Annotated in this window: 16 protein-coding genes; 4 read left to right on the top strand and 12 right to left on the bottom strand. The window is 40.0% G+C overall.

Annotation, left to right across the window (positions count from 1 at the left end):
- Positions 1-252: 252 nt before the first annotated feature.
- From FGG79_RS01240 to FGG79_RS01230, 3 genes are all read right to left on the bottom strand, one after another.
- Positions 253-582, bottom strand: coding sequence for a CotD family spore coat protein (locus tag FGG79_RS01240; RefSeq protein WP_138775842.1), 330 nt, complete (start codon positions 580-582; stop codon positions 253-255).
- A gap of 336 nt (positions 583-918) precedes the next feature.
- Positions 919-2,202, bottom strand: a complete 1,284-nt coding sequence (locus FGG79_RS01235) for a ribonuclease H-like domain-containing protein (protein ID WP_138775840.1) — start codon at positions 2,200-2,202, stop codon at positions 919-921.
- Between the two features lie 20 nt (positions 2,203-2,222).
- Positions 2,223-4,487 carry a DEAD/DEAH box helicase gene (locus tag FGG79_RS01230; protein WP_138775838.1) on the bottom strand — a complete coding sequence of 755 codons (2,265 nt, stop codon included), beginning with the start codon at positions 4,485-4,487 and terminating at the stop codon, positions 2,223-2,225.
- Between the two features lie 171 nt (positions 4,488-4,658).
- On the opposite strand from FGG79_RS01230, the gene FGG79_RS01225 reads away from it, so the two are divergent.
- Positions 4,659-5,111 (top strand): Hsp20/alpha crystallin family protein, encoded by a 453-nt coding sequence (locus FGG79_RS01225; RefSeq protein WP_138775836.1) that lies wholly within the window; start codon positions 4,659-4,661, stop codon positions 5,109-5,111.
- Positions 5,112-5,227: 116 nt separating this feature from the next.
- Here the strand turns inward: FGG79_RS01225 and FGG79_RS01220 are convergent, their stop codons facing one another.
- Positions 5,228-5,728 (bottom strand): YppG family protein, encoded by a 501-nt coding sequence (locus FGG79_RS01220; RefSeq protein ID WP_240794171.1) that lies wholly within the window; start codon positions 5,726-5,728, stop codon positions 5,228-5,230.
- A gap of 212 nt (positions 5,729-5,940) precedes the next feature.
- On the opposite strand from FGG79_RS01220, the gene yppF reads away from it, so the two are divergent.
- Positions 5,941-6,123, top strand: a complete 183-nt coding sequence (gene yppF, locus FGG79_RS01215; RefSeq protein ID WP_171050738.1) for a YppF family protein — start codon at positions 5,941-5,943, stop codon at positions 6,121-6,123.
- 26 nt (positions 6,124-6,149) lie between these two features.
- Here the strand turns inward: yppF and FGG79_RS01210 are convergent, their stop codons facing one another.
- The 3 genes from FGG79_RS01210 to FGG79_RS01200 all read right to left on the bottom strand — a co-directional run bounded on the left by FGG79_RS01210 (position 6,150) and on the right by FGG79_RS01200 (position 8,230).
- The gene (locus FGG79_RS01210) at positions 6,150-6,506 is read right to left on the bottom strand and encodes a YppE family protein (protein ID WP_138775832.1); all 357 of its coding nucleotides are present in this window, start codon (positions 6,504-6,506) and stop codon (positions 6,150-6,152) included.
- A gap of 69 nt (positions 6,507-6,575) precedes the next feature.
- The gene (locus tag FGG79_RS01205) at positions 6,576-6,830 is read right to left on the bottom strand and encodes a hypothetical protein (RefSeq protein ID WP_138775830.1); all 255 of its coding nucleotides are present in this window, start codon (positions 6,828-6,830) and stop codon (positions 6,576-6,578) included.
- Positions 6,831-7,195: 365 nt separating this feature from the next.
- Entirely contained in the window at positions 7,196-8,230 is a 1,035-nt protein-coding gene (locus tag FGG79_RS01200) for a DUF2515 family protein (protein WP_138775828.1), read from the bottom strand.
- 113 nt (positions 8,231-8,343) lie between these two features.
- On the opposite strand from FGG79_RS01200, the gene recU reads away from it, so the two are divergent.
- Both recU and FGG79_RS01190 read left to right on the top strand, forming a co-directional pair.
- On the top strand, positions 8,344-8,952 hold the full coding sequence (gene recU / locus FGG79_RS01195) for a Holliday junction resolvase RecU (RefSeq protein WP_138775827.1): 609 nt from the start codon (positions 8,344-8,346) through the stop codon (positions 8,950-8,952).
- Between the two features lie 103 nt (positions 8,953-9,055).
- The gene (locus tag FGG79_RS01190) at positions 9,056-11,812 is read left to right on the top strand and encodes a transglycosylase domain-containing protein (RefSeq protein WP_138775825.1); all 2,757 of its coding nucleotides are present in this window, start codon (positions 9,056-9,058) and stop codon (positions 11,810-11,812) included.
- 33 nt (positions 11,813-11,845) lie between these two features.
- On the opposite strand, the gene FGG79_RS22375 is transcribed toward FGG79_RS01190, so the two are convergent.
- The 5 genes from FGG79_RS22375 to FGG79_RS01170 form a co-directional block, all read right to left on the bottom strand.
- Positions 11,846-11,965 carry a YpoC family protein gene (locus FGG79_RS22375; protein WP_481747249.1) on the bottom strand — a complete coding sequence of 40 codons (120 nt, stop codon included), beginning with the start codon at positions 11,963-11,965 and terminating at the stop codon, positions 11,846-11,848.
- Positions 11,962-12,618, bottom strand: a complete 657-nt coding sequence (gene nth, locus FGG79_RS01185; RefSeq protein ID WP_138775824.1) for an endonuclease III — start codon at positions 12,616-12,618, stop codon at positions 11,962-11,964. The genes FGG79_RS22375 and nth overlap by 4 nt, the downstream gene beginning before the upstream one ends.
- A gap of 95 nt (positions 12,619-12,713) precedes the next feature.
- Positions 12,714-13,424 (bottom strand): DnaD domain-containing protein, encoded by a 711-nt coding sequence (locus FGG79_RS01180; RefSeq protein WP_138775822.1) that lies wholly within the window; start codon positions 13,422-13,424, stop codon positions 12,714-12,716.
- 147 nt (positions 13,425-13,571) lie between these two features.
- Positions 13,572-14,864 (bottom strand): asparagine--tRNA ligase, encoded by a 1,293-nt coding sequence (asnS, locus tag FGG79_RS01175; RefSeq protein ID WP_171050737.1) that lies wholly within the window; start codon positions 14,862-14,864, stop codon positions 13,572-13,574.
- A gap of 147 nt (positions 14,865-15,011) precedes the next feature.
- A complete protein-coding gene (locus tag FGG79_RS01170; protein WP_138775819.1) occupies positions 15,012-16,202 on the bottom strand; it encodes a pyridoxal phosphate-dependent aminotransferase in 1,191 nt (396 codons plus the stop codon).
- Positions 16,203-16,213 lie beyond the last annotated feature (11 nt).

The following is a 16,213-nucleotide window of genomic DNA, read 5'->3' as shown; positions in this document are numbered from 1 at the left end:
CTTTAGTAAACTCTGGGCACATACTATTCTCCTTACTAGAATAGTGTACCCTAATCCTTTACACTCTATTGTAACATATTTTGTAATTTTCAAGACCTGGAGATCATGTATAATGACTGTTTTATCATAAAAGAGATACCGAAAAAAAGGCTTTCTTCGAATTAGCAAAGTGATACAGTGTTTAAACACTGTATCACTCGAAAATCAAACGATTCTTTTAAGTGGCATCTCTCGAACTTCTAAGGGAAATCTTTATCGTCCCATACCATATGGTCCGAATGGTGGTCGTGGACGAGGTCCGAATCCTGGTCCTCCTGGTCCTCCTGGGCCTCCTGGGCCTGCAGGTCCTGATGGTCCACCTGGTCCACCTCCACAATTAAATTGTTGATGTGAGACGCTGTCTACTTGTGATTGTGTTTGTGGGAAATAATGTTTGTGTTGATACATAACATTATTTACATTTGTCGTATGAGTCGGGTGGATATGAGGCACCTCTAAGGTGGTCATATTGTGATTCACACAACATTTCGTAGGGTGCATGACTGCAGGGAGTACTTGATTGGGTCTTGGTCTACAAAACATGGTAACGCTCTCCTTCCATCTCTTAGTTGTTACATTTATAGCCTATGAAACGGAGAGGGTACATGTACTAATGAAAATACCTATTTTTAGAAATTCACTTCGTAAAGATTACATAAAGCTATATAAACTTTGTGAATAATTGGTAAAAACAAAGGCTGTTAAACCAATGACAACAAAGAACAAAATTAAGATTGCGCGGTTCATTTACATCATCCCATCTTGATATTAAATATTTTCAACACAATTAAATATTTTACAACTACTTTTGAAAATTCTCAATATAAAAACAAGGACTTTGAACCACTTTTATACTAAAATGTCCGTTCTTTATTCCAGCTAGGATGAATGATCTGTTTTTTTGTTCATTTTTCCCTCTAATCTCTCCATTCGGTGATGGAGGTCTTCTAAATAAGTAAGATGTTTCTTATTTTGTTTATCCTCTGTTTCAGTAACCAGGGACAAGATTCGATCGCACATGTCTAAAGCAAGCTGGAAATTCTTTGACTTGTGTTCATATAGTTTCGCCAGCTCCAATAATGACCGCTTTCTTATCGAGACTGGAGCTTCTTCACAGATGCCTTCCCACAGGTCCATCGCCTTCTTTACCTCTTTACCTTTTTTATATTGAAGGGCAAGCTGATGCGTGGCCTCATAATTAGGGTGGTCACCTTCTTTAATGAGTTCTTGATAACGCTCTTTGGCAATGTTTCTGTTTCCTGTATATTCAAGCCAACGACCGACTTCGAACCTTTCGTGCCCCGTTGCATGTTTATGAATGTTAAGTAATTGATGTGTCAGATGAGTATAGAGGGTGATGAGTGATAAGATATCCAACTCATTATGAGTCATTACCTTAAGTATACCCTCAGGGTCTTTCCGTTCAATATAATCGAAATAAATCATCGGGGCAAGATACCCCGGTACATCATCAACTCTATGAAATCCAAGAATCTCCCGTTCTACATTGACCAGTTTTACGGACTCTAATTTGTGCTTGAAGAGCCTTCTAGAGCCGTGGTAAAGATCGAAATGACCAAATGAAGGTAATTTCGGAACATGATCTTTAATGAGGGTATGCCTTGTCTTCACCTGAGGCCAATCAAAGGCCTTTCCATTGTATGTGACAAGTGTATTGTAATCCACATTGCTTAAAAAGCTATGATATAAAGGAATCTCACTTCCCGGTTGTGGCAAAAAGTGTTGGGTCACGATTACTTCCTTGTCAGTTACCCGTCCATGACCTAATAGGAAGATGGTATTTCCAACCCCCCCTCCTAATCCAGTCGTTTCCGTATCGAAAAAAAACATTTCATCAGGACTCAGGCCTTTGGAAGATAAGGGATGCTCCCCCATAAACTCCTGCCATGCGCCAACCGCTCTAATGAAATCCCTAAATGTGTAATTACCATGCTGGTGATCGATCGGATAACGTTTTTCCCTAACCAGGCAAAAATCACCATCAATAAAATACGTGACAGTACCCTTTTCTTTCCATTCATCAAGGTAGGGAAAGTCTGTCGAAGATTGGTTGCCTTCAGTAGCTTGGTTTTTAGTGCGATCCGTTTCCTCATCGCGAATAATATGCTTTTTCATTCTAGTTAATTTCGTTTTAATAGACATGACGAGTCTCCTTCCATTATTTAGTGAAGGAAAAGGTGAAGCAGCTTTAATGAATCCACTTTGGCGGTTTCTAGAGAATTTTCCGCTCCAATGCAGGACGGACATCCACGTTGACAAGGGCACCGGTCAATCATAGAGGACGTCTCTTGTAGAATCCTTTCGATTTGGTCATACACCTTTTCACTTAATCCGATTCCACCAGGGTAGCGATCATAAATGAAGATTGTTGGCTTTTCATTATGTGCCGCCTTAATTTGCGGAACCACAAAAATGTCACTGGGATCACACATAACGAACAATGGAATAATCGATTTCAGGCTCTGGGCAACACCAATCAGACCTTCTTCCAGACGTTCCTGACTGAATGAGTCGGCATCATTCAATGAAATCCAGCTGGAACTCGTGTGGAGTTCTTCTTCCGGTAGATGAATTGGTCCTGAACCGATATTTTCATGGGTATCGAATTTTATTTTCTTGAAAATGGTTGCCATTGCCTGAACGGTTACGTCTCCATAAGAAACATCGAACATTTCTGATTCTCTCGATTTGTCTGTTTCCAATACTCTTAACTGCACGGCAAGATTGGCATCCGTAAAGTAATCCACATCTACCTCTCGAACAAATGCCTTCTTTTCTTCCCAATCAAGTTTTTCCACTTGAAATTGAACGCCTTGATGAAGATAAATCGCTTCATCATGTAATAAGGTCATAGCTGAAAATCGATCCATCTCCCCAATCACTTTCACAGCTGAAATATCAGTTTGATCAATAATGATGATATTTTCTTGAGAAGCAGAGCGGAGACTGATGTTATGTGCGGGAAATACATCATTCATCCAATACCATTTATCTCCATTCTTATGAACAATCCGCTCTTCGCCAAGGAATTCTAATATATCTTCAATGCCGTGATCCCCAAATTGTTCCCCTTCTCGGAAGGGTAGCTCATAAGCAGCACATTTAATATGATCAATTAAAATGATTAAGTTATCGGGATTAATCCTTGCCGTCTCAGGAGATTGCTTGAAGAAATAGTCTGGATTTTCGATAATAAATTGATCGAGAGGGCTGGAACTCGCTACCATAATGACGAGAGATTCCCCGTGTCGCCGACCTGCTCTCCCTGCCTGCTGCCAGGCACTGGCGATCGTCCCTGGATATCCAGTCATGATACAGACTTGTAATTGTCCAATATCGACACCCAGTTCAAGAGCGTTCGTGCTTACAACACCGTAAATTTCACCTGTTCGCAAACCTTTTTCAATCTCCCTCCGTTGCGTTGGAAGATATCCACCTCTATATCCCCTTATCGATTTCGCTCCTAATTGATTCTTCACCAACTCCTGCAAATAAGTAAGAATGATTTCTACTCTTACTCTACTTCTTGCAAATACAATGGTTTGAATCTTATTTTTCAATAGCTCGCCAGCAATCCTCCTTACTTCAAGGGTTGCGCTCCTACGAATATTCAACGGCTTATTTACAATCGGTGGATTATAGAATACGAAGTGTTTTTTGGCACTAGGTGCACCGTTGTTATCGATCAAATCCATCTTTGAACCTGTTAAATGCTGAGCAAGCTCTTTTGGATTGGCAATCGTTGCAGATGTACAGATGAATATAGGGGAAGCCCCGTAAAATTCGCAAATGCGTTTTAACCTTCTAATGACATTGCTTACATGGGACCCAAACACACCTCGATAAATATGAAGTTCATCAATAATGACATATTTAAGATTCTCAAATAAAGAGACCCACTTTGTATGATGGGGAAGGATCGCTGAATGGAGCATATCGGGATTAGTAATGACTATATGCCCGGCTTTCCTTACCTTTTGTCGGATGTTCGCTGATGTGTCTCCATCATATGTATAACTATTAATAGCAGCATCTGCTTCTGCAATGATTTCGTTAAGTTCACTCTTCTGATCCTGCGCCAAAGCTTTAGTAGGAAATATATAGAGTGCTCGTGCATCCGGATTATCCATGATTGTTTGAAGTACCGGGAGATTATAGCATAGCGTCTTCCCAGATGCGGTTGGGGTAACGGCAGTGAAGCTCTTCCCCTCCATCGCCATCTGGAATGCTGATCGTTGATGAGAATAAAGCTTCTCAATTCCTCTTTTATACAGGGCTTTCTTTATTTTCCCATCTATTTCACCTGGCAGTTCCACCAATTGAGCAGGTTTTTCTTCTATCGTGTGCCAGTGAATAATTTGTTTATTGAAATCTTCATCTCGTTTAAAATGTTCGATCAATTGTTGAAGGTTATTTTTCTTAAACATATCTATCACCTCTTCTATTCATTTTACCGAATCTATGTTCGAAACTAAAGAAAAAAGAGCAAGATTCCTTATTTCATAATTATCCATATCGGTTAAGCCTAGGACAAATGCACATTTTAGTCATTCAACCATACAATAGTATGAATACGAATGCCTGAAAGGAGAATATTCATGTCCAACGATTCTTCAAATAATAAAGGTTTTGGTGATCTGATACATTCCATGAATGAGTTCTTTCATGAAAGACCAATGAAGGGCATGTTACAAAGCATCGATGAGTTCTTTACGTCATCCGCTAATCCATTTGGATCATTTCCTGTTGAATTGACCGAAACTGATGATCATTATATCGTTACTGCTGAACTTCCAGGTGTAAAGAAAGATCAGATTCAGCTTGATGTATTCCCACAATATATCACCATTTCAGTGTCACACCAGGAAATTTACTCTGAGGAAAATGAGCAACATCAAATGATAAGGAGAAAACAATCCATGAAAAAAAGCAGCAGAACAGTTCCTTTCCCAAGAGCTGTAAATGAGAAGAATGTGAAGGCTGCCTATCATGACGGATTATTGACCGTAGAAATAAATAAAGATTCCGGTAAACGAATACCGATAGAATAATTGCCTGAATATCGCTATGAAATGAGGAGCTGCCAAATGGCAGCTCCTCTTTGAAGATTAATATCTATTTGTAGGCTTTCCTTGAAAAGTATACAGTGTAGAAAAACGGCAATCGCTTAGAAGAACTTAAATACTCCGCCTAACCCTTTCACTAATGAGGAAACCTGATTAATTGCTCCCATCATTTGTCCGGTAGTGTTCATCATTTTGCTGTAATCCAATGATCCATCTTGAGACTTAAAGGAATTCATAAAATTGCTTACCCCTCCAGAAGAGGGTTTTGACAGAAACGATGCTTTCGGGTAAGGATTAGCATAGGCTTGTTGTTCCTTTGCCTTCATTTGATACGGATTGTACTCTTTCTGCTGAAGCGGATTTTCAAAATATGGATTCATTTGCTGTGATTGATTCATCTGCGGATATGGGTTCACCTGATTCCCACCACCAGAATAATGACCATCGAATGATGGTAAATAATTAGGTGGATAAGCTCCATAATTAGGAGGTCTCATCCCCTGTACAGGAAAGTTCATCATCGGACCCATAAAGGCATGCTGTGAATAATAATTTGGATGATAGTGGTTACGCATTTGGCTCGAATAAGGTGAAGAATTCATACTTAGCCCCCCTACTTCTTAATGGTTACACTATTTTATGTTTCAGACCAATTATTGGTGAATAAACCCATAAACATTTTTCGACAAATAGAAGAAGATTGTCGGAAGTTACACTATTCTTACAACTTAAAGAAAACGTTTTCTATGTTAGGATAAATGTATATCCAAGCTACCTTGTTTTAAATGAAATATGAGTATTGGGAGGAATGAAGATGAACCTGAATGAACTGCTGAAACGATATGAAAGTAGCAAGAACTATCAAGCAACAGATCAACAAGAACTTCTTACCATGGCCAAAAAACTTTATATTTCGAATGAGATTTCGTACCACCACTATAGAGACTTAGCGAGAGAAATCAATACGGTGGAGGAACCCTCCACTTCAACCCCATAAGAAAGAGGCTGCCAAGTGGCAGCCTCTTATTTTTCATTTAAAAAATCGATCTGGGTTAGAAGGACGTACGATACAGATTGGTAATGACTAATAAACCGATTGTAACTGGACTCGGGAAAAAAACAATGAACAGAAAGCATTTCGATATTGTCAAATGTATTTAGAACCTGAGGTAAGTGAATGTGTTTTGGCTTATATTCTTTAATCCATCTCATGGACAATTCTTTCCAAGCATCATTTTTCTCTTTCACTTCATCGGCAAAAGGCTTCACTTCTGTGTGAAAATCTCCTTTTTCTCCCGACTTTCTCCTACTTTTATATTCGCTCATCATTTTCTCAACGAGTACGACGAGTTCTCCTGTTACTTGCTTTAACTCTCTCAAAAAAAGCCCTCCATAAAAATGTAGACAAAATAAAAAGTAGCGCAGGTGCTACTTTCTTATAAATTTAGTTTAAGACGTCTTATAGGATAATTCAAGTTTTTGTAGGACAAATGACTTTTCTCTATTATTTATCAGAACCTTACCTGAATCTGATTTACCTTCCAAAGAGCTTAATTGATTATCCATTTTCTTTATCTGATTCGTTAGTGTTCTTAATCCTTCTTTCTCTTCAACTGAGATTCGGTCATGTAAACTCTGCTCTAATTGATTAAGACTTTCTTCGATTTCGGCTAACTTTAACATGATATCTTGTTTTGGAAGCATGTGAATCCTCCCACCTTTTTTTTGGATTAATACAGTAATTCTCTCTTTGTGATCCTTTCCCTTCCCTCATGACAAAACTAGAAGCGTTTCGCCAAAGAAAGTGTAAATAGGACATTCCCCAGATTATGTTTCGACAGTTCCTGAATAAATGGTGTAAAAACGAAAAATACTATGAATGGAGGTGTTCTTTATGAAGAATCAAAAAAACAAACAAACCAAACAAACGACAGCAACGAATTCAGTCGAAACCAAAGCCTCAAAAGGCAACCCTAAATTAGAAGGCGAAAACCGTCCTTCGACTTAACAATGAATAAAGAAGCTTACTCATATGAAGATAATGAGAACCGAATAGACCAACGCTTTCCTTATAGCGTTGGTCTATTCTTTTTATCTTTAAACCATATCCTTTTAACTGCCTCTTTGATATTCGCCACTTTCTCAAGCTGCCTCTGTTTGGTAAAAAACCATTTAGTCAAATCGATATCTTGTAATAGGTCCGGTTGTTCATACCAGGATCGGCGGACGATAACCTCCTTCGACCAGTCCCTGTGGTCCTTCCAATTATGAGAGACATTCTCATAAACCTGACGAAGTTCAGGTGTATTCGTTTCCTTCATCCCTATGCAAAATTTTTCATAATCCTTTCTGGAACCGGTATGTTCCACTTCCATGGCAAACCTCACAAAGAGGTCATGGTAATCAGGGTGAAATAAAAGCGTAAATAGCCTGTTTCCTAATTGGATCCTATTGTCAATTCCCCGGAAACCGTGCACGCTTGCACCTAGTAGTTCACCTTGCAACGTCGGAAATAAAACAGAGCTGAAATGCAAATGATCTTCAATGAAGAATAGGGACGTGCGAAATACCCTTCTTTTATACACGTTATGATCAATGACCGGCTGTTGTATGAGGTGTTGTTCGTTGATAATGAGTGAATGCACTAACCTAATCTCATCCTTCTCTTCCCAATACCGATCCCACTCCTTCTCCATAAAGCGTGAGATTTGAAATTCTCTACATAAGTGAAACATTTTCTTCCCATAGATCGTCGAATAATGATAGAGAAGCAGCTGAGGAAAGGCATCCTGAAAAATGCTCCAATTCGCTCTTTCGAAGGTCATAAACAGAAGATCACATGTTTCAGAACGTAAGAGACGAGGGAAAGTATCCCCTTTTAAATCAGTCATATTCCAGCCTGCATTGCGCGAAACCATTGAAGCAAGAAAGGACCACATTATATCTGGGTGGAGAAGAAAATAGTTTTGATACGCATGTGTTCGTGATATATTATCTTGATTATATGAATTCACTAAGGCAGCGAGTTCTTCAATCCACTTATTTACACGTTTAGGTTCAGGGATATAGGGTAAAAAGCGATAAGTATTGTTGTATTTATTCATCTTTTATTCCCCTTTCTCCATTACTCTTAGAGTGACGAGATTTGTAAACAATTATTCACACAAATTGGAGTGGTTTCTGTTATGATATAGATTAGTCTGCGAGGTGAATTACCATGAAATTCCATTATCCGAATGGAAAGAAATATGTGGAAGCAACACTACCCTCAAAAAAAGCAAAGGCAAAACCGAAGCAAATATCGTATAGCAACAGAGGGATGACACTTGAAGAAGATATTAATGAAACGAATCAATATTATTTGACGTTTCATAAAGCGGTTATTCACAAAAAGCCTACTCCAGTTCAAATTGTGGATGTGCATTATCCTTCAAGAAGTGCCGCTGTCATTAAGGAAGCCTACTTTAAGCAACCTTCAACGACTGACTACAACGGAGTGTATAAAGGAAGGTATATTGATTTCGAAGCGAAGGAAACGAAAAATAAAACGTCTTTTCCCCTTCAAAACTTTCACGAACACCAAATCCTACATATGGAAAGTGTGTATGAACAACAAGGCATAACCTTTGTGTTAGTCAGGTTTTCCGTTACTGAAGAAGTGTTCCTGCTCCCTTATGAGGCATTGAGGTATTTCTGGGACCGCATGGTAGGCGGGGGAAGAAAATCGATCAAGCGCAACGAGATGGAAGAGAGAGGAATACGGATCCCACTCGGGCTCCATCCACGAGTTGATTATTTAAAAATAGTCCATCAGTTATATTTTTAGTTTAAGAAAAATGAGGTAATCTATATTTTATTTCATTATGAGTAGTATATTTTTATTCTTAGACAATACTAAAAACACAGAAGATTGAAAGTGAGGAAACAATATGGCTGGTCAATACAAGTCAAGGGAAGAAAAACGCCTGGCCCAACAGAAGTCTAAATCCACTAAGAGCAAGAAGAAAGGCTCTGTGGTTAAGCGCGTCATTATATCATTATTTATCATTGGTATTATCGGGATGCTTGCGGGTGCAGGTTTATTTGCCTATTATGCATCAAGTGCACCAAAGCTGGATGAAAAATTACTAAAGGATCCAATTGCATCTGAAATTTATGATATGAACGGGGATTTGATTACATCTGTTGGGAAAGAACAACGGGAGTACGCTAACTTTGATGATATCCCTCAGGTGATGCAGGATGCAGTCATTGCAACAGAGGATAATCGATTTTACAAACATAACGGGATTGATTTGATTCGTTTAGGCGGTGCGGTCATCGCCAATGTAACCGGTGGTTTCGGTTCAGAAGGGGCTTCCACGATCACGCAGCAAGTCATCAAAGGTTCCTTCTTAAGCCCTGAGAAAACGTTAAAAAGAAAAGCTCAAGAAGCTTGGTTAGCATTAAAGCTTGAGCAGGAATATACGAAAGAAGAAATCTTTGAAATGTACTTCAATAAGGTGTACATGTCTGCAGGAATAAACGGTATGGCGACAGCAGCAGATTATTACTACGGTAAAGATATTAAAGACATCAAGTTGAATGAAGCTGCTTTAATTGCAGGACTTCCTCAAAGTCCTAACAATTACAACCCTTTCGAATTCCCTGAAAAAGCTGAGAAGAGACGAAATATCGTTCTTTCATTAATGGCCCAGCACGGAAAGATTTCAGAAAAAGAAAAAGAAGAAGCTCAAGCTATCCCTATTACAAAAGGATTAGTTTCAGCTGAAGATGTTGAAAAGAAAAACAGTGACAAATTCCCTGCATTTGTTGATGCAGTGATTGATGAAGTGCAAAAAATGGGTGACTATAATCTATTTTCTGATGGTCTAAAAGTGTACACGACAGTCGACCCCAATGCTCAAAAGCGATTGGAAGAAATATTAGCAGGTGAAAATACCAGCTTCAGCTATCCTGACGCTGCAGAAGAACCGATGCAGGCTGGTGTTACACTTCTTGATACGAAAACAGGTGAAGTTCGGGCGATTGGAGGCGGACGGGAACAAGACCCGGACGTTAAGCGTGGATTCAACTACGCCATCGACTCCAAACGTCAGCCAGGATCTACCATCAAGCCTCTACTTGATTACGCTCCTGCCATTGAACATTTAAAATGGTCAACGTATCATATTTTAAAAGATGAGCCTTATGAATACTCAAACGGAACAGAAATCAACAACTACGACGGTCAATTTAAAGGGCCAATCACGATTCGTGAGGGTCTGTGGGATTCCCGAAATATCACCGCTTTAAAAGCCTTCCAGGAAGTTGGACCGGAGAAAGCGGAGGATTTCGTCAACGGACTTGGACTGAAATTCGATCATTACTATGAATCTGCCTCTATTGGCGGAGTATCACCGGGGGTAAACTCTGAACAAATGGCTGGTGCATATGCTGCATTCGGTAATGAAGGGATTTATAACAAACCCCATACTGTATCGAAAGTCGTCTTGCGAGATGGCGAAACAGAAATCAAGAACGACAACAAACCTGAACCTGCAATGAAGGAATATACTGCCTATATGATTTCTGATATGCTGCAAAGCGTTATCGATCACCCGCAAGGGACTGGGAAATATGCAAAAGTACCCGGCCTTTCTATGGCAGGTAAATCAGGTACGACGAACTACTCTCAAAAGGAAAGGGATAAATACGGGATTGCTAAAACAGGCGCTCCTGACTCGTGGTTTGTAGGCTATACAACAAATTACACAGCAGCCGTTTGGACCGGGTACAAAACCCAATCCATCCCACTATCACCTACTGATCGTCATGTCGCTCAATACATCGTAAGTGACTTGATGAGCTACGTCCACGATGGTGTAGATACTCCCGACTTCAATAAGCCGGACAGTGTCGTAGAGTCGAAAGTAGAAATGGGAAGTAACCCTCCAAGGTTGCCGAGTGAGTATACTCCAGATGATCGAATCATTACGGAATTATTCGTTCGTGGAACGGAACCTTCCAAGGTGTCGAAAGAATTCGATAAAATTGATGCGCCTTCTAAACTGAAAGGTAAATTCAATAAGAAAGATAAAAGCATTACTCTTGCCTGGGATTATGGTAAGGAAAAAGACGTGAAATTTGAAGTTTCCGTTTCCATTAATGGCGAAGCAAAACAAGTCTTAACAACCACAGATAAAAAAGGCTTAAATGTTGAAAATATTCAATCCGAAGGTGCATTCACCTTTGAAGTTGTTGCCATTTCAGATGATCAACGGAGTAACCCTGCATCTGTAACTGTCGAGGTTAAAACTAAGGACAAAGATGAAGGAAATACTGACGAAGACAACCAAGACAACGAAGGTAATAATGGAAATGGTAACGGTAATGACCAAGGGAATGATAATGGTCAAGGGAATAATAATGGCGAAGGAAATGGTAATGAGGATAACTCAGGTAATGACGGAGACAATACAGGTGGCGATGAGGGCACTACACCGCCGCCTGAGGGAGAAGGATCCGGCACCGGAGACGGTGGCGCTGATGGCGGAACCGGTGGTACTGGTGGTAGCGGTACTGGCGATTCCGGTACTGGTGACGGTGCTGGTACCGGAGGCGGCACTGGTGGTACCGGTAACGGGAATAGTTCCACCAATGGTACACCTGCCACACAATCAGAAACCAGAAGAACTCTGGAATAAGACAAAAGGCAACGAGAGAATTCTCTCGTTGCCTTATTTTTTTCGACACAGGTTTAAAGCGAGATTCTTTGCATATTGTTTATGCTGTTCCTCAAATAGGTGAGATAGCTGTATAAAGGAATGATACGGAATTGGTAAAGTGGATTCGTTCATATATTTTCTCTTTTCTTCAACCTCTTTTGCCCTTCCCTGCACAAGTCCACCAATGGGCAAACATCACATTGAGGTGATTGGGCTTTGCAATGGTATCGGCCAAAAAAGATTAACCGATGATGGGTTTCGGACCATTCTTCCCGTGGGATTTTTCTCATCAACGTCTTCTCTACTTCTAATACACTATCTTTCCACCTGCAGATCCCCAACCTTTTACTTACCCGCTCCACATGAGTATCGACAGCTAGCGCTGGGACTCCAAAAGCTACGGACACTACCACATTAGCGGTCTTCCTACCCACCCCGGGGAGCTTTACTAAGTCTTCATGGTTTTCTGGCACTTCTCCCCCATATTCAGTCAGAATGATTTCACATAGATTACGTATATTTTTTGCTTTGTTTCTATATAGGCCGATGGAACGTATATCTTGTTGAAGTTCTTCTAATGTAATAGCCAGGTAATCCTCGGGGCGCTTATATTTTTTAAATAAGCCTTTTGTTACTTTATTGACGAGGACGTCCGTGCATTGTGCAGATAGCAGGACTGCTATGACAAGCTCAAAAGGATTCTCATGACGGAGTTCACAGTGTGCGTCCGGGAACATTTCCCTCATTTCGTCCAGGCAAATATGTATTTGTTTATTATTTAACATGATTTTCATTACCTCCATCTACTCTTAAAGGAAATATTTTCATCAAATGAAAGAGACTGACGCCCACTATTTGAGTGTCAGTCCCTTTTATTGTTCTATTGCTCAAGCCAATTATAAAATGGTACTGATTTTCGTTTGGGAGAAGCAGCAGATTCATTGGGGGCTGCCGTTTTTTGGTGTGTTCGGAACCGTTGACTTTGGCTGCGAGCATCCTCGATGGTCTTCACTCCATTTTTCTTCCATTCGAATAGTATCCGATCTATATATCTGAAATTCAATTTTCCAGAAATAACAGCTTCTCTCAAGGCTGCTTTAATAATTGTGGCATTGTGATCATCTTGATCCAGCCACATGGCCAGGCTCTCACATTCCAACGGAGAAAGAGGACGACCAAATTCTTGTTCGAATGTCGTATAAATATCCGTTTCTTCTTCCATTGATTGCTGCATTTGTTTCATCTTTGAATCTTGTATCACGAATTCAGCCATCTTTTCCCATAGGGGATTGAGTGAATATTTCTCAAAAAGGATTCCTTCAGCTGAAGACCCTTCTTCAATAGTTAAATATTGCTGTTGAATGAACTTTCGTAATAGGGAAGAACAAAATTCTGTAGAAATGCTCATAGGTTCTGAAAGTTCTTCAGGTGTCGGGAAAAAGTTACCCTTTTCCAAGTGACCATAAATATGCAGAAGTAAAACAAATTCTGACTCATTTAAACCCATTGCATGATAATTGGATAGTAATAGTTGCGGAATGTTCAGTGTTCCCTCTTCAATCCAGGACACCATTAAACGTTTATAATCCATATTCGGTACACCTCACTCCTTAGTATATCATGATTAACTATATGTGGACATGGTTATGAAATAGAAGAAAGTTGGAAAAAAAAGAAAAGAACCGGCTTGGATTGCCCGTAAGCAATCCAGCCAGCTCTTCCGTTGATATGTGGTTGTTTATGGGTACAATCGATTCAACAAACGAGGGAACGGAATTGTTTCCCTTACGTGTTCAACTCCACTGATCCATGCGACTGTTCGTTCCAGTCCAAGACCGAATCCTGAATGTGGAACAGAACCATATTCTCTTAATTCCAGATACCACTTGTAGGCATCCGTTGCCAGCTCATGCTCTTCAATTCGTCGTTTCATAAGCTCTGAATCATGGATACGCTCTGAACCACCAATGATTTCTCCATATCCTTCTGGAGCTATGAGGTCTGCACATAATACAACATCATCACGGTCAGGGTCTGGCTGCATGTAGAATGGCTTAAGAGACGTCGGGTAATGAGTGATGAATACCGGCTTGTCATAGCTTTCTGCAATGGCTGTCTCATGCGGAGCCCCAAAGTCATCTCCCCACTCTATGTCATCAAAGCCTTTTTCGTGTAATAATTTTAGTGCATCATCATAGGTGATACGAGGGAATGGCGCTTTGATCTGCTCTAATTTAGAAGTATCTCTTCCAAGTCTGTCTAATTCAAGCTTACAATTGTCCAATACTGACTGAACAATATACGAAACATATTGCTCCTGGACTTCCAGATTATCTTTAAAATCATAGAATGCCATTTCAGGCTCGATCATCCAGAATTCGATTAAATGTCGACGTGTTTTTGATTTTTCTGCTCTGAATGTTGGACCAAATGAGAATACTTTTCCTAATGCCATAGCCGCTGCTTCCATGTACAGCTGACCACTTTGTGAAAGATAGGCATCTTCTTCAAAATATTTAGTGGCAAATAACTCTGTCGTTCCTTCAGGTGCACTTCCAGTAAGAATTGGTGGATCCACCTTAACGAACCCTTCTTGATTAAAGAATTCATATGTTGCACGAATGATTTCGTTACGCACTTTCATCACAGCGTGTTGTTTACGGGATCGTAGCCAAAGATGACGATGATCCATCAAGAATTCTGTTCCATGTTCTTTTGGCGTGATAGGATAATCGACAGCTTCATGAATCACGTCAACGCTCTTCACTTGCAGTTCAAATCCAAATGGCGAACGTGAATCTTCTGAGACTGTTCCTGTTACATATAGAGATGTTTCTTGTGTTAATGATTTTGCTTTTTGAAACATTTCTTCTTCTACTTCACTTTTTACGACAACACCTTGAATGAATCCTGTCCCGTCACGAAGCTGAAGAAAAGCAATTTTTCCACTTGAACGTTTGTTGGCAAGCCATGCACCGATGGTTACTTCTTCGCCAACGAACTTACTTACTTGAGATATAGTAGTTTTCACGATTTTTTCCCTCCAAAAAAACTAAGACGCTTATGTATCGTTATTTATTATACATTTACCATTATCCCGCCGCAATAGATAGAGCAAAACGAGATGAGTTTAAGGAAAAAGCAGACCGTTTTATCTCGATCTGCAAACCTCATATGATTATTTACTTTTATTCACAACGAATTCATTCATGCGTTCAATTGCCTCTTCAAGTGCATCCAGACTTGTCGCATATGAAAGACGGATATTGTCATTCGATCCAAAACCTGAACCCGGAATTACGGCTACCTTCGCTTCTTCCAATAGTGCTTTGGTAAATTCGTCAACATTATTGTAGCCAGTGTTCTTTGCAGCTTCCGAAACATTCGGGAATAAATAGAAAGCACCTTGCGGCTTCAAGCAATGGAAACCTGGAATATTGTTTAGTTTATCAAAAACAATCGTTAGGCGTTCTTCAAATGCCTGTCTCATATCCTCAACAGGTTGCTGATCCCCAAAGTAGGCTGCAACGGCCCCATATTGGGAAGTAGTCGTTGGATTCGAAGTAGAATGACTGGCAAGATTGGTCATCGCTTTAATAATTTTCTCATTACCTGCCGCATATCCAATTCTCCACCCTGTCATGGAATGGGATTTAGACACTCCGTTGATTACAATAGTTTGTTCCTTCAGAAGAGGAGACAATTCTGCAATGGATGAATGAGTGTTTCCATCGTATACAAGCTTTTCATAGATTTCATCTGATACAATCAATATTTCATTCTTTAAGCAAACTTCTCCGATCGCTTGTAACTCTTGGGGAGAGTATAGCATGCCGGTCGGATTGCTCGGTGTGTTAAGAATGACTGCTTTCGTTTTCGATGTAATCGTCTCTTCTAACTGCTTTGGAGTAATTTTGTACTCGTTTTCTTCTTTACCTTCCACAATCACAGGCGTACCACCTGCAAGTTTCACCTGTTCTGGATAGCTAACCCAATAAGGTGTGGGGATGATGACCTCATCTCCCTCGTTTAAGATGACCTGGAATAATGTATAAAGGGCATGCTTTGCTCCACTTGTGACAATGACCTCAGAGGCTGCATAGGTAAGGTTTTGGTCATGTTTGAATTTCTGAATGATGGCTTCTTTTAATGTGGCCATACCCCCAGAAGGAGTGTATTTCGTGTGACCTTCCTTCATCGAGTCGTAAGCCGCTTTGATGATGTGTTCAGGTGTATTAAAATCCGGTTCACCAGCACCTAAACCAATGACATCAATGCCTTGTGATTTCATTTCCTTTGCTTTGGCCGTAATAGCTAAAGTCGTTGATGGTGTTAATGCACTTACCCTGTCAGCTAATGTAAATTCCATTGACATATTCC

This window comes from Bacillus sp. BHET2 (assembly GCF_005938125.1).
In the GTDB taxonomy this organism is placed as follows: domain Bacteria; phylum Bacillota; class Bacilli; order Bacillales; family Bacillaceae_B; genus Rossellomorea.
Note: the sequence above shows the minus strand (reverse complement) of the source record. Positions and strands in the feature narration are given on the sequence as shown.

Bases quoted from the DNA above. Each gene is read 5' to 3' on its own strand.
- FGG79_RS01240 (WP_138775842.1), bottom strand. From the start codon at position 582: ATGTTTTGTAGACCAAGACCCAATCAAGTACTCCCTGCAGTCATGCAC.
- FGG79_RS01235 (WP_138775840.1), bottom strand. From the start codon at position 2,202: ATGTCTATTAAAACGAAATTAACTAGAATGAAAAAGCATATTATTCGC.
- FGG79_RS01230 (WP_138775838.1), bottom strand. From the start codon at position 4,487: ATGTTTAAGAAAAATAACCTTCAACAATTGATCGAACATTTTAAACGA.
- FGG79_RS01225 (WP_138775836.1), top strand. From the start codon at position 4,659: ATGTCCAACGATTCTTCAAATAATAAAGGTTTTGGTGATCTGATACAT.
- FGG79_RS01220 (WP_240794171.1), bottom strand. From the start codon at position 5,728: ATGAATTCTTCACCTTATTCGAGCCAAATGCGTAACCACTATCATCCA.
- yppF (WP_171050738.1), top strand. From the start codon at position 5,941: ATGAACCTGAATGAACTGCTGAAACGATATGAAAGTAGCAAGAACTAT.
- FGG79_RS01205 (WP_138775830.1), bottom strand. From the start codon at position 6,830: ATGCTTCCAAAACAAGATATCATGTTAAAGTTAGCCGAAATCGAAGAA.
- FGG79_RS01200 (WP_138775828.1), bottom strand. From the start codon at position 8,230: ATGAATAAATACAACAATACTTATCGCTTTTTACCCTATATCCCTGAA.
- recU (WP_138775827.1), top strand. From the start codon at position 8,344: ATGAAATTCCATTATCCGAATGGAAAGAAATATGTGGAAGCAACACTA.
- FGG79_RS01190 (WP_138775825.1), top strand. From the start codon at position 9,056: ATGGCTGGTCAATACAAGTCAAGGGAAGAAAAACGCCTGGCCCAACAG.
- FGG79_RS22375 (WP_481747249.1), bottom strand. From the start codon at position 11,965: ATGAACGAATCCACTTTACCAATTCCGTATCATTCCTTTATACAGCTA.
- nth (WP_138775824.1), bottom strand. From the start codon at position 12,618: ATGTTAAATAATAAACAAATACATATTTGCCTGGACGAAATGAGGGAA.
- FGG79_RS01180 (WP_138775822.1), bottom strand. From the start codon at position 13,424: ATGGATTATAAACGTTTAATGGTGTCCTGGATTGAAGAGGGAACACTG.
- FGG79_RS01170 (WP_138775819.1), bottom strand. From the start codon at position 16,202: ATGGAATTTACATTAGCTGACAGGGTAAGTGCATTAACACCATCAACG.